13 protein-coding genes are annotated in these 13963 nt (G+C 49.0%); 6 read left to right on the forward strand and 7 right to left on the reverse strand.

Annotation, left to right across the window (positions count from 1 at the left end; genetic code table 11):
- Positions 1 to 13 precede the first annotated feature (13 nt).
- The 4 genes from H608_RS0112605 (at position 14) to H608_RS0112620 (ending at position 3097) form a co-directional block, all read left to right on the forward strand.
- Positions 14 to 667, forward strand: coding sequence for a peptidase M10 (locus H608_RS0112605; protein ID WP_028787982.1), 654 nt, complete (start codon positions 14 to 16; stop codon positions 665 to 667).
- An 85-nt stretch (positions 668 to 752) separates the two neighbouring features.
- On the forward strand, positions 753 to 1664 hold the full coding sequence (locus tag H608_RS0112610) for an ABC transporter ATP-binding protein (RefSeq protein WP_028787983.1): 912 nt from the start codon (positions 753 to 755) through the stop codon (positions 1662 to 1664).
- Positions 1665 to 1690: 26 nt separating this feature from the next.
- Positions 1691 to 2506, forward strand: coding sequence for an ABC transporter permease (locus H608_RS0112615; RefSeq protein ID WP_028787984.1), 816 nt, complete (start codon positions 1691 to 1693; stop codon positions 2504 to 2506).
- A 30-nt stretch (positions 2507 to 2536) separates the two neighbouring features.
- A complete protein-coding gene (locus H608_RS0112620; RefSeq protein WP_028787985.1) occupies positions 2537 to 3097 on the forward strand; it encodes a hypothetical protein in 561 nt (186 codons plus the stop codon).
- Here the strand turns inward: H608_RS0112620 and H608_RS0112625 are convergent.
- The gene (locus tag H608_RS0112625; protein ID WP_028787986.1) at positions 3094 to 4026 is read right to left on the reverse strand and encodes a TIGR01777 family oxidoreductase; all 933 of its coding nucleotides are present in this window, start codon (positions 4024 to 4026) and stop codon (positions 3094 to 3096) included. The two genes, H608_RS0112620 and H608_RS0112625, sit on opposite strands and share 4 nt — an antisense overlap.
- Positions 4027 to 4247: 221 nt before the next feature.
- Between H608_RS0112625 and H608_RS0112630 the strand changes: the two genes are divergently transcribed.
- Complete coding sequence (locus tag H608_RS0112630) at positions 4248 to 4673, forward strand: hypothetical protein (RefSeq protein WP_155990155.1); 426 nt, start codon at positions 4248 to 4250, stop codon at positions 4671 to 4673.
- A gap of 17 nt (positions 4674 to 4690) precedes the next feature.
- Positions 4691 to 5287: a DnaJ domain-containing protein gene (locus tag H608_RS0112635; RefSeq protein ID WP_028787988.1), complete on the forward strand. Its 597-nt coding sequence runs from the start codon at positions 4691 to 4693 to the stop codon at positions 5285 to 5287.
- Positions 5288 to 5622: 335 nt separating this feature from the next.
- On the opposite strand, the gene ftsZ is transcribed toward H608_RS0112635, so the two are convergent.
- The 6 genes from ftsZ to H608_RS0112665 all read right to left on the reverse strand — a co-directional run bounded on the left by ftsZ (position 5623) and on the right by H608_RS0112665 (position 13962).
- Positions 5623 to 7533, reverse strand: coding sequence for a cell division protein FtsZ (gene ftsZ / locus H608_RS0112640; protein WP_028787989.1), 1911 nt, complete (start codon positions 7531 to 7533; stop codon positions 5623 to 5625).
- Between the two features lie 76 nt (positions 7534 to 7609).
- A complete protein-coding gene (gene ftsA / locus H608_RS0112645) occupies positions 7610 to 8986 on the reverse strand; it encodes a cell division protein FtsA (RefSeq protein ID WP_028787990.1) in 1377 nt (458 codons plus the stop codon).
- Positions 8987 to 9001: 15 nt separating this feature from the next.
- Entirely contained in the window at positions 9002 to 10141 is a 1140-nt protein-coding gene (locus H608_RS22290) for a cell division protein FtsQ/DivIB (protein ID WP_155990156.1), read from the reverse strand.
- Positions 10138 to 11577, reverse strand: a complete 1440-nt coding sequence (murC, locus tag H608_RS0112655; RefSeq protein ID WP_245565756.1) for a UDP-N-acetylmuramate--L-alanine ligase — start codon at positions 11575 to 11577, stop codon at positions 10138 to 10140. The genes H608_RS22290 and murC overlap by 4 nt, the downstream gene beginning before the upstream one ends.
- Position 11578: 1 nt before the next feature.
- Positions 11579 to 12676 carry an undecaprenyldiphospho-muramoylpentapeptide beta-N-acetylglucosaminyltransferase gene (gene murG / locus H608_RS0112660; RefSeq protein ID WP_028787992.1) on the reverse strand — a complete coding sequence of 366 codons (1098 nt, stop codon included), beginning with the start codon at positions 12674 to 12676 and terminating at the stop codon, positions 11579 to 11581.
- 11 nt (positions 12677 to 12687) lie between these two features.
- Positions 12688 to 13962, reverse strand: a complete 1275-nt coding sequence (locus tag H608_RS0112665; protein WP_081658882.1) for an FtsW/RodA/SpoVE family cell cycle protein — start codon at positions 13960 to 13962, stop codon at positions 12688 to 12690.
- Between the last annotated feature and the right edge of the window lies 1 nt (position 13963).

Genomic DNA, 13963 nt, shown 5'->3' on the forward strand with positions numbered 1-13963 from the left:
TTAACCAGTCTCTATGGGCATTGTGGAACTCACAGATACAACACTGTTGATATCGTCCCATATCATCCTCTACGGGAGCGCGGCTAATGAAGAGCTGGCCGAACGGATCAGGCGCGAGATCCATAACATGTGGAACGAACCACAGGCCCGCATCCACCGCAAAGGCCAATTACTCGCTGTACATTTTCAGATCACCGCACAATACCGCGCCGATATCCGGCCCGAAGAAGTGCTGGGTAACGATGATCCGCGTAATAATTATTTCCGTGTGGAACCGGAAGCCGCCGGTAATATTTCTTTTGTGGATGGCCTCGGATGTAATACCGGTTACTTTTTACTGGAAAATTTATACGAAGGCTCCACCACCGCGGCGCATGAATATGGCCACACGCTGGGACTACCGCATCCGCATAATGTGGATTATCGCGGCAAAGGCGTGCCGGGCATCATGTACCCGCGCGGCACCTGGGTAGACCCGGCCTTTCAATACGATCCGCAACAATCTCCCGGTAAAAAAGGCGGCACGCTTTATCCCATTCACCGGCGCGTGCGGCAGGAAGATATCGACGATCTCAAACTACACCGTTTGCCGTTCCAGGACGGCCAGGCCGTCCTCGGCGAATTCTCCAGCATCTGGCATCCTTCACCGTTCACAGGAGAAGAATAACCGTTTACCTATAATATTGCTTTTTTCTATTGCGTCTGGCCGCTTTTCTCTATTTTTCGGTTCCATACGCTAAACTTCTTTTTTCATGTCTGTATTAAGTGTTCAGCAAATCAGCAAGAACTATGGTGCCGTCAAAGCGCTCAACAATGTGAGCTTTGAAGTGCCCCAGGGTTCTGTTTACGGCATTCTTGGTCCCAATGGAAGTGGTAAGACCACGCTGTTGGGTATTGTGATGGATGTATTGAAAGCCTCGGGTGGACAATTCCGCTGGAATGGCCAGCCCGGTGATGCCGATCAACGTAAAAGGATCGGCACCTTACTCGAAACGCCGAATTTCTATAGCTATCTCAGCGCCGAAAAAAACCTCGAAATTGCCGCCCGCATCAAAGAACGTGGGCTCGATGATATCGACCGGGTATTGCAGATGGTGAACCTGCATCAACGCAGAACTTCCAAGTTCAATACTTATTCATTAGGGATGAAACAGCGCCTCGCGATCGCTTCGGCATTGCTGGGCGATCCGGATATCCTGGTATTCGATGAGCCTACCAACGGCCTCGATCCTGCGGGGATCGCGGAGATCCGCGAGCTGATCATCGAGCTGAACCGCCAGGGCAAGACCATCATCATGGCCAGCCACATTCTTGATGAAGTGGAGCGCGTGTGTACACACGTAACCATCATTCAGAAAGGCGTGCTGAAAACCAGCGGCACGGTGCAGGAAGTACTGTCAGCATCCGGTGAAACGGATGTGCTGGTTGAAATCGCCGCAGACGATGCAACGGCTCTCGAAACAATCATCAGACAGTTCCCGGGTGTGAAAGATGTAAAAGTGATCGGACAGGTATTGAGCGTATTGTGCACCGAGAACGTCAACTCCGGACAGCTCAATAAATATTGTTTTGAAAAAGGCGTAGTGCTGACACAGCTCAACATGAAAAAGAAAAATCTCGAAACCCGTTTCCTCGAGATCACCGGCAAACAAAGCGACCGTTAATTTTTATCCTTCCAAAGCTCAAGGCTATGTTGAAACTCTTTAAGATCGAATGGCTCAAAATAAATACTTACCGGACATTCTGGGTATTGTTCGGCACGTTCGTCGTATTCTTTCCGCTGACGGTATTCTTCTCCGCCAGTAAATACATGGAACAAACGTCTGGAGCGCGGGGAAGCGGCCCCAATCCCGAGGATCTGGCGAAAGCCCTGATCGGCGCACCTTTCGTATTTCCAAAGATCTGGCAAACCTCCGCCTGGTTTGGTGGTCATTTCTTTGTGATCATCGGGATGCTGTTTGTGATGCTCATCACCAATGAAGTGCAGTACCGTACGCATCGGCAGAATATCATCGACGGCTGGAGCCGTCTGGACTTTCTGCGCGCCAAAGCATCGGTGATGTTCTTCTTTGTCATTGCGGCAACCCTGCTCGTATTTATTACAGGTATTATTACGGGGCTGGCTTTCTCCGCTCCGGGAGCCGACCTGTTCGAAGACGTACACTACGTAGCTTATTTTGCATTAATGGCCTTCCACTATCTTTTAATTGGATTTTTTATCGCTATCTTGGTAAAGCGTACAGGACTGGCCGTGATCGTTTATTTCATCTCTGTATATGTGATCGATGGATTGTTGTGGTTGCTGCTGACCATACGGGGAAACCAGATGGGATACTTCCTTCCCTTCGAAACGGTGGATGCATTGATCCCTAGTCCGTTTACGCCTGAAATGATGAAGCTTCGTACCGTTGCTGATTACACCTTACTGATCTCTACAGCCGTGTACGTTTCTCTTTTCACTTATCTCATTGTTAACCGCTTTAAAAACGCCGACCTGAAGACCTGAGTATGTTATTGTTCACCTAAACGTCATAACATGAAAGTGTCATTCTCTAACGGTTTGCCTCTGCTATTATTATTACTGGCCTGTAATAGCCAGGAAGCAGGCAGCAACAAAGACAAAAGCGGCGACAGCACGGCCACCATCGCTCCGGCTCCACCACCAGCCAACAAGATCACGTTCCACGACGATACCGCGCAGGTAGAAACAACCGCCTGGAACATCAATCTTTTTGGTAAAAACAATGAAAACGGTATTGCCCTCAACATCACCAGTGAACAGGACAATGGCCGTGCTTCCGTCAATCTCAATGTAAATGGTATTGCACCCGGCACTTATCCCTTCACCGCGGGACAAGGTGCACTGCAGGCCATGGGTAAAGCTTACGGTGAATACATGACACCACCCGTGAACGGAAAGCAGGAGCATTATTTTTTCCAGACAGGTGCGGTTACCATTCAATCCATCGATACGGCCTCCGGTATTCTGCAGGCAAAATTTGAAGGAGAAGCAAAAAGCGACAAGGGCAAAACGATCCGCATCACCAATGGGGTGGTGAAAGAAGGTATCGTTAAACACGGAGTGACACGATTCTAGGATTTTCCCTTGTACAGATCGGCCAGGGCTTCGGACAGTGACGGATGGTGAAACAAAAAGCCGTCCAGTTGCAGACGGGCACTGCTGACCGTTGTGCTTTTCAATACCTCTACACTCATTTCTCCCAATACGATCTTAAGCAGAAAGGCTGGTACATGCAATAGGGTAAAATACCGGCCTTTCCTGATTTTACCGATCTCATTGATCAACGTACGGTTATTGACAGGATTGGGCGCTACGGCATTGTAAGCACCGGAATAATTACCGTTTTCCATCGCGGCCAGGTACATGTTTACCAGGTCGTCGATATGTACCCAACTGACGATTTGTTTACCATTACCCATCACGGCGCCCACACCAAAGCCGAGTGATTTTTCAAATTGCGGCAACGCACCACCTTTCGTGCTGAGTACAATACCGGTGCGGAGTTTGACCAGTCGTTTTCCCAGCGACTCCACCGGATCGATAGAAGCTTCCCAGTCTCTGCAGGTATTACCCAGGAAATCGGGATACGGTGGAGCTTCTTCCGAAAAACCACCGGGATTAGGAATGGTGGGATCCGGTCCGTACCAACCGATGGCCGAAGCGCTGATGACCACTTCTACTTTATTGGGGGTTTCGCGGAGTGCTTTCACCAACAGTGCACTGCTGTTGACGCGGCTGTCGCGGATTTCGCGTTTGCGCTTTTCCGTCCACCGTTTGTCCGCCACGCCGGCACCGGCCAGGTGTATGATCACGTCGGCAGCGGCGACTGCTTCGCGGTCGATCTCATTTTTTTCAATATCCCATTTCGCGTAGCGGATACCATTGGCATCATCCTTATCCGCAGCGCGCGACAAGATGATCACGGTGTGTTGCCGATCGAGCAGGGCCTTTGTCAGCGCTTTGCCAACCAGACCTGTGCCGCCGGTGATGAGTACAGTGGCCATAGAGGGTTCAATTTAAGAGTATTACTTATATAACGTGCTGATCGGTGGCATGGTTTTTTCTTATCTTAAAAAAAACTCATGGAATAATTGCGCCCTTTTCTAAAGCGATTATTTCCCTTCGCCGACCGGTTCCGCCTGAGAAGTGAATCAAAAAAGAAACCAAAACCGGTCTTGCGTACGAACACTGTTCCGGATATTCAAACAAAAGCAAGAACAATATCATGCTCCTGGTCTTTCTTTGCATAGCTATATTGGCCGGACTGCTCATCTACGGTCTTCTTACCTACAACGATCATAAGAACGTGCGTCAACGGTATTTCGCTGAGTTGAAAATGGCGGAGAACCGTCTGGCTGCCGCACGCAAAGACTTTGAGTTGCTCGACAAACCTTTGCAGGGATTAATCAGCAAACAATTCGGCAACCGCATGGCGGAAAATGTGAAGACCGAAACGATCAGTACAGGTATGCCATCGGAATTGTTACTGGTATCATGGGGCGAGCCGGCGCAGGTATCGTACGCAACGGACGAAATGAATAAGGAAGTATGGTATTACGATCCGTTTACCACACCTGAAAAAGAAACAGCCTATCGTACAGAGATCACCATAGAACAAAACCGTGTCAGCACCTGGAAAGATCGTAACTGACCACGCAATTCCGAACCATGAGCAACAGCAACTACTACGAAATATTAGGATTACCCAAGCATACAACGGATGCCGAGATCAAAAAGGCATACCGTAAGCTCTCGCTCAAATTTCACCCCGATAAAAATCCCGGCGATACGTACTTCGAAGACTGGTCGAAGAAGATCAATGAAGCCTTTGCCATCCTGGGAAATCCTGCGAGCCGTGCGGCTTATGACCAGCAGTTTGAAACACATTCGTTCAAGGATCAATTCTATCCGCGTCCCGGACAATATGCCTCTGCCGCTACCGCAACGGAAACAGCCGAGGAAAAAGCACCTCCTCCCAAACCGCAGCCTTCGGCTGCCGAGCAGTTGGTTCTGCGACAGGTGAAAGATATGGTGCCTGATTATCTGCGCCTGAAAGGAGAATACCTGCTGGCAAAAAAAGAATTTGAATTGGTGAAGAAGAAACAGGCACCGGCCATCTTCACCAAACAGCAATTGCTCATCGGAAGTGGTATTGCTTTGCTGGCTGTTGCCGGACTTATTTATGCGTCGATTGCCGCTACTACCCGCGCGCCTAAAGTGATCATGGAGCCATTGCCCACGCCGGAGTGGAAGAAGAAAGCGTGAATGGTGAATGGTGAATGGTCAATGGTGAATGGTGAATCGTGAGTCGTCAATCGTGAATAAATAGCCTTATAACTTATTACTTAATACTTATTACTTACGCCCGAAGTATCGGGCGGCCGTTTCACCTTACACCTTAGGCCGAAGCTTCGGCCCGAAGTATCGGCGGCTTTTTCACCTTACGCCTTATACCTCACTTATTACTTAATACTTATTACTTACTACTCAAAAAAAATACCCCCCGATGAAAACACCGGGGGGAACAACTAAAAACACGTTTCCAAGAATAGTTCATTGGAACAGAAACAGCCCGGCAGTCATGCCAGGCTGTTCTTTTATTAGTCGGGTTTTTTACCGTCTAAGAAAGTATTGATTGTGCTGATATTGCCCTGATTCTTTCCGTCAGAGGACACTTCGTAATTGCTATAGAAATTTTCGATATGAGAATTACTGTTGTATAATTCCATGTTGCGGCGGATGTATGCCGGCACAGTTTCAAACTCATTATTCGGGTCGTTTGCGTTTACGTTGAACGACAGATTACGCAATTTCTGTAACCGTTCAAATGCCCTACGTTTTTGATCCTCCGCTTCGTCCTGCATCGCAGGTTCCTCAACAGAAGACGGCAAAGGTTGCTGAGTCTGGTCGGCCAACGGCTCATCCGCCGCCGGAATGTCATCCCGCACGACCAGGTGCATGTGGAGATCAGGTAAAATTTCCTCTCTCGGGGTAGTAGCACTGGCTTGCGGAACCGGTTCTTCGGCAGAAGGTATTGAGGTTGATACCTCTGGTTTTGTTTCCGCGTAAATATTGGACGGTCTGGCCAGGTAGCCCCCGGAAGCTGCAGGCGACGGGGCACTACTATCTTTAATACTGTTTTGTTGAGTCTCTTCGTTTCGAGAGGTAACGGATTCAGTTTTCGTGGACGAATTTATACCAATATCATTTCCTGTGTAAAACATCTTATCAACAGTAGAATTACCAACTATCTGATTCGTAATTTTACCTGGTGTTTCTTCTATTTTTTCTTTGATTTCATGCCCGGAAAACAGATCAAAATGCATAACCGGTTCTTCTTCACGAACATATTCTTCCGTACTGAAATCCTGCACTGATGGCATCGGCACCTCAGGTGCTTCATCCACCAGTTGAGGGGCCAGCGGATCAGCCTGCGTTACCGGTTCGGTTTTTACTTCTGCCTTCTTCGGAGTTTCCCCGAGTACCATTACGATCTTTTCTTCCTTCGGTTCTTCCTTGCGTAGCACCGGTTTTACAAACGGATCTTTGTGCTGAAAGCCTGTTGCGATCAAGGTAATACCTACCTGGTCGCCCAGGGTATTGTCATAACCAAGACCAAGGATCACATCCGTATTCTCGCCAGCCTGGCTCAGCAGATGGCTTTGAATGATCTCTACTTCGTCCATCGTAAATTCATGTTCACCTTCGGCAGAGTTGATGTTGATGAGAATCCATTTCGCTCCGCGGATATCATTATCATTCAGCAATGGCGAGTTCAATGCTTCTTCAATCGCATTCTGTGCACGGTTTTCTCCGGATGCCTGTGCATTACCCAGAATCGCCACACCACCATTCCGCATTACAGTGCATACGTCCGCAAAGTCGACGTTGATCTGACCGGTGCTGTTGATTACATCGGTGATACATTTTGCCGCAGTCGCCAGTACATTGTCGGCCTTATCAAAGGCTTCACGCATTTTGAGGTTGCCGAATTGATGACGCAGTTTATCATTGCTGATCACGAGCAGCGTGTCCACATAGGATTTCAGCATCTTGATACCTTCCTCCGCCTGCAATTGACGCTTGCGTCCTTCATAGGCAAAAGGAGTAGTAACAATACCTACGGTCAGGATGCCCAGGTCTTTGCAGATCTTCGCAATGATGGGTGCGCCACCCGTTCCCGTACCACCACCCATACCGGCAGTGATGAAAGCCATCTTGGTATTTACTTCCAGTATACGTTTTATTTCTTCGAGCGACTCTTCCGTTGCCTGACGGCCAATCTCGGGATTAGCGCCGGCACCAAGTCCTTGTGTCAGATGTGGTCCGAGTTGTACACGATTAGGGATTTCGCTATTGGCAAGCGCCTGCGCATCGGTGTTGCAAACAATAAAGTTTACACCCTCGATCTGCTGGCTGAACATATGATTAACTGCATTGCTTCCTCCACCGCCTACACCAATCACTTTGAGTATGGATGATTTTTCTTTAGGCAAATCAAAATGTATCATAACGTTTGAATTTAAAACTTCATTATCCATAGATCCTGAAGTAGTTTTATTGATAGGTTAGTAAGTTTCTTTACTGTTACAGGTGCTGATCTTCTTCTTCTTTGAACAGGTCGATGATCCGGTCTTTGAACTTACCCCAGAAACCTGTCAGGTTTTTGCGTTTCTTCATTTCCCCCTCGCCGATTTGTTCTTCGAATTCTTCTTCCATCGGCATCATCTCTGTTTGCTGACGCAATGTTTCCGGTACATCTACTTTACGGAAATCTTTTTCAAATTCTTTCCGGTTGTGCTCGTAGTCATCATACCCTTTCAGGATAAGACCGATACAGGTGGAGTAAGTAGGCTTCGCCAGTTCTTCGATATGTCCGGCTGCCAGGTGTTCATTGGGAAATCCAATGCGCGCAGGCAAACCTGTGGTGTATTCTGTCAGCTGGATCAGGTGACGCAATTGCGAACCACCACCGGTGAGTACGATACCGCCGTTCAACTGACGGTTGTCCATGCCCACTTGTTTCAGATGATAGGTAACGAAATCGAGGATCTCACTCATACGTGCCTGGATGATGTTCGCCAGGTTCTTCACGCTGATTTCTTTGGCCGGCATACCACGCAATCCGGGGATCGTGATGTAGGCATTCGCTTTGGCTTCATTAGCAAGCGCACTGCCAAACTGTGTTTTCATTTGCTCGGCCTGCGTTTTTAACACTCCCAAACCTGTTTTGATATCGTTGGTGATGTTTTCACCAGCGAAAGGAATAACAGCCGTGTGACGCAATACGCCTTCGGCAAACACGGCGAGGTCGGTTGTACCGCCACCGATGTCCACGATAGCCACACCCGCTTCCAGGTCTTCCTGCGCCATTACAGCAGAGGAAGAAGCGAGCGGTTGCAACACCAGGTCTTTGGTATGCAGTCCGGATTTCTCCACGCTGCGGTTGATGTTGCGGATTGCATTTTTATCACCGGTGATGATATGGAAGTTCGCGCCCAGCTTTACACCGCCATAACCAATCGGCTTCACGATGTTCTGGAAATTATCCACGGTGTATTCCTGCGGGATCACATCGATGATCTGATCACCGGCAGGGATATATGTTTTGTACTGATCGGAGATCAGCTGATCAATTTCTTTTTGCGTGATTTCTTCATCGTTCGACTGGCGAACGAGGTCGCCGCGGGTCTGAAGGCTTTTGATATGATGACCTGCAATACCAACATATACCTCGTTGATCTCGAGATTGGGGTTGGAAGCAAAGCAGTTGTCCAGCGCAGCGCGGATGGCTTTGATGGTCTCATCGATATTCAATACCTGACCGTGCTTCACACCATTGGAATTGGATTTGCCAAATCCAAGGATGTCGAGCTTGCCGTACTCATTCTTCCGGCCGGCTATGACTGCGATCTTGGTGGTGCCAATATCGAGTCCGACAATAATGGGTTGTTCAGTACTCATGTTCTTATGTTGTTTTTAGTTGTTTGCTCTTCTTGGCGGCATTACTGCACGCGGTGTCCGCCTGTCTGCGGGATTGTTATTGTTGTTTGTTGTCCGTTGCGCGGGTCTGGCAGCCTGCCTTGGCGCTGCCGGTGCGGCATTGCTCCTGCTGTTGTCCGTCCGTGGCGTCGCAGCTGCGGGTGTTGCCGGTGTTCTTGCTACCGTATCCGCCACAGGCCGTTCTTCCGTTTCCCCCAATTCTGCCGAAGGCACCAATGGCCTTGTTGCCTGAACCGCCGGCATCACTTCCATCATGTCGTTCATCTGGCGCGACTGGCGAAGCAGGTCTTCCACATTTCTCCGCAATTGGATTGAATCCACTTTCGATGGTGTACCTTTTACTCCCACCACCTGACCGGCAAATCCAACGTCCACGACAGGATAACGGTCCATTCCTGTTTTGCTTAGTACCTGCTGATAAAACACATAAAGCCGGCGAAATTTTTTCTCTATGTCTTTTCCATCTCCCAACCGCACAATATGATTACCTACCACCGGCGTCATTTCGTAGGTCCAGCATCCCTCACCACATGTTACCAGGTCGATCTGCGATACCTGTGCACTCCAGAACGGATCGCTGTCAACGAATGATGCAATGCCGACCATTTCTTTGAGCACGGTACTGTCAGCTTTGGTGTACTTATTCTTCACCGGAAATCCGCTGAACACGGGCACGCGCGCCGTAATTTTATCGGACAAAGGCAATTGCTGACCTGCCGTATCGATATAAAAAGATCTTCCACCGGTATTGAAAATGCGCGCTACCGGCACCCGCTCTGTTACATTTACATGCAATACATTTTTGCTGTCGAAATACAATTCCGCGTTGCGTACCCAGTTATTGTCTTCCAGCAGTTGTTCCATCTTATGCAGATTGAACGACCCCATTTGTTGTCCCGTGATGGGACCGCGGGCTGCGGCTGTCAGCAGTTTCAAGATTTCCTGTTTATCAAGAAATAATTCCTGCTTGCTGCCTTCGACATTTATTTCATATCCCTTGCAGGCTTCTTTGTTCTGACGGCCCATTGCTGCGACGAGCAACGTGAGCATACCTCCTCCGATCACCAGCCACATGATGAGTAACAAAACTTTCCGTATGGATATTTTTCTGCTCATGCCAATGCTTCCCTGAACGGTTTCACGAGTGTATCGATATCGCCGGCGCCGGCCGTGATCAACAACTCTCCGAACTCACCGTTCATCGAAGGTTTATAGGTATCCTGCAACCAGGACATTATTTTATCTTTTTCAATGATCGAAACTTTTGCGTGCTGCATCTTTTCTGCAATGATCTCACTTATTACCCCTTCCAACGGCAACTCTCTCGCAGGATAGATCGGTAATAATATTACCTGGTCGGCCAGGTCCAGCACTTCGGCAAATCCCTCCACAAAGTCGCGCGTGCGGGTAAAGAGATGCGGCTGAAAGATGACGGTGCATCGGCGTCCCGGAAACAAGGCACGCGCGCCGTTTATCAGCGGACGCAATTCTTCCGGATGATGCGCATAGTCATCTATGTAAACCAGCTTATCATTCTTCACCTGGTACTCAAACCGGCGGCGTACTCCCCTGAATGAGGCCACCGCTTTGCGGATCAGTTCTGCATCGATTCCCAATGAATCGGCTACCGCGATGGCGGCTACCATGTTCTCCACGTTATGCATACCGCCCATGTTGAGGCGAACACTTTCAATTCGTTTATCCGTCAGCACTACATCGAAATCATAACTGCCCTGGTCCATGCGGATGTTGGCAGCGTATGCATCGGCCTGATCGTTCTGCAAACTGTATGCTAACAATCTGTCGGCCTTCAACTCGCGGCCTCTGTGCAGGCCATGTTGCTTCACGAGCAGACCGCCGGGTTTGATGCAACCGGCGAAATCGATGAACGCCTGTTCCACTGCATCACCGCTGCCGTAGATATCGAGATGATCCGCATCCATGGCAGTAACTACGGCTATATCGGGACTTAATTTCAAAAAACTTCTGTCGTATTCATCTGCTTCGATCACACATACATTACGCGGATCGCTCCAGAAATTGGTGCCGTAATTAGCGGCGATGCCACCAAGAAAAGCATTGCAACCATAACCGGTATCGCGCAGCAGGTGAGCTACCATGGTGGTGATGGTTGTTTTGCCATGCGTACCTGCGATACAGATATTAAAAGAACCCGCGGAAATGATCTGCAATACGTCACTTCTTTTTACCACCATCATTCCGTGCTCGCGGCAATAGGCCAATTCTTTATTGCCTGCGGGAATGGCCGGCGTATACACCACCAGGTCCGGTGAAGAAGGAACGGTTGTTACTTCTTCCGTATAATGTACCGGAATTCCCTCTGCCTCGAGTGCCTGGGTCAATACCGTCGATGTGCGATCATAACCACTCACGATTACACCACGCGCATGAAAATAGCGTGCTACTGCACTCATGCCGATTCCTCCAATGCCAATGAAATACACTTCGCGGATCGAGTCCAGCGACAGCGTGCCTCCATGACCACCGGCCACGGGTTGAGGAAATCGTTGTATGGTGATATTGCTTTTCACTTTATTTATTGCTTATCCGTTGCAGTATTTCCAAAGCAATTACCTCATCGGCATTGTGCACTGCCAGCGAACGGATATGGTCGCTCATTTCCTTTTGTTTTTCTTCATCGATTGCCAGGGCCGTTACCACAGGCAGCAACTGTTCTTTTACTTCACTGTCCGGGATCATGATGGCAGCCTTTTGATTGACCAGTTGCCGGGCATTCACGGTCTGGTGATCTTCAGCTGCGTATGGATACGGGACAAATACCACCGGTTTTCCTGCCACACATACTTCTGCTACGGTCATCGCTCCCGCTCGGGCAACAATGATATCGGCAGCGGCATAAGCATATTCCATTTTAGTAATGAAATCGGATGCCCATACCCCTGTTTTATTTTTTACGCGCTCAATGGCTGTAGCGGCATAAGGTTTTCCCGTTTGCCAGATCACCTGCAATCCTGCAGCGATCAATTCATCCAGATCTGCATTTACGGCTTCATTTAGCGAACGCGCACCGAGACTTCCACCAACCACGAGCAATGTTTTTTGTCCGGGCTTCAGCGAAAAAAAATTCAATCCTTCTTCCTGTGTTACCTCTGAGGCGGCGATCGTTGCACGTACCGGATTACCGGTTACCTGCGTACGATCGGCCGGGAAAAATTTTCCCATGCCCGGCGTACCGGTGAATATGCGGGTAGCTTTTTTCCCCAGCATAATATTCGACTTACCAGCAAATGAATTCGATTCATGAATGAAAGTGAGGATGCCTTTGGATTGCGCATAGCGCAATACCGGAAAGCTGGAATAACCTCCCACACCTATCACCGCATCCGGTTTGAAGCCACCAATGATTTTTCTGACCTGGAAAAAACTTTTGATCAGCTTGAATGGCAAACCAAGATTTTTTAACAAAGAACTTCTGTTGTACCCCGCGATATCCAATCCTTCGATCCGGTAACCCGCCTGGGGTACTTTTTCCATTTCCATTTTTCCCTTTGCACCGATGAACAGGAATTCGGTTGCCGGCTCTATTTTCTTAATGGCATTGGCAATGGCGACAGCGGGAAAAATATGTCCGCCCGTTCCTCCTCCTGCTATGATGATGCGTTTGCTCAATTGTTTTGTTTTTATGCTTCCGCCGTTTCTGCCAATGGTTTATTTCCTTCCGACTGCTCCACGTTTCTCGATACGCTCAGGATGATGCCGATCGACAAACAGGTAAACAGGAAACTCGATCCACCCATACTCACCAGCGGCAACGTCACACCCGTTACCGGAAAAAGATTGACCGTTACAGCCATGTTGGCAATCGCCTGTATGGCCAGCGTAAAGCTCAGCCCCAATGCCAGGAACGCGCCGAAAGCGAAGGGGCATTTTTTAAAAATGCGTATACACCTGAACAGAAATACCAGGTATACGAATATGATAAAGGCTCCTCCGATCAAGCCGTACTCTTCAATAATGATGGCAAAGATGAAATCGTTGTAGGCCTGCGGCAGGTAGTCACGTGTTGTGCTGTTGCCCGGACCTACGCCCATCAGACCGCCTTTTGCGATAGCGATCTTGGCCTGGTTCACCTGGTACATTTCATCGTTGTCGGCATCTTTACCCCCGTACATAAAATTCTCTACGCGGCCGACCCATGTGTTCACCCTTGCGAGCAAACTGCCGGAGGTCTTTCCGCTCACCACCGGTTCATCACCACCCGAGCTATGCCTGATCATGGCCGCCGAGATCAATAAGACCAGCGGGATGCAGGCAATTCCGATGACCAGCAGGATGTGTTTGCCATTGGCTCTTCCGATAAACAGCAGCATCAGGCAACTTGCGCCCAGCAACAAAGCGGTAGACAGGTTGGCCGGTGCGATGAGCATACAAGTAATGGCCACGGGGATCATTACCGGAATAAATCCTTTCTTAAAATCTTTGATCACCTGTTGTTTCCGGCTGAGCAAACGCGCGAGATACATAAACAAGGCGAGTTTGGCCAGGTCGGAGGTCTGCATGGTCATGTTGATGATCGGCAGACGGATCCAACGGCTTCCTTCGTTCATCCGCACACCGAAGAACAAGGTGTAGAAGAGCAAAGGAATGGTCAGCAGGAAAAGTATTTTGGCCACTTTTGAATAGATCGTATAGTTGACGCGGTGAGCGAAATAGATCACCATGATCCCGATCATGATAAAAGCTACCTGTTTGAACAGGTATACTTCCGTGTTGCCCTTGTAATTTTTATAAGCAAGCGAACCGGTGGCACTGTACACGGCTAATAATGACACGAGGGTCAGCAGGACCACGAGCGCCCAGATGACCTTGTCACCACGTGTGTGTTTTTGCAGGCCCGATCCCCACTTGCGTGGTTCGGGTGCCGGTGTTTGTGCTATTTCAGCGGTTACGTCCATC

Source organism: Terrimonas ferruginea DSM 30193 (genome assembly GCF_000425585.1).
GTDB classification, from domain to species: domain Bacteria; phylum Bacteroidota; class Bacteroidia; order Chitinophagales; family Chitinophagaceae; genus Terrimonas; species Terrimonas ferruginea.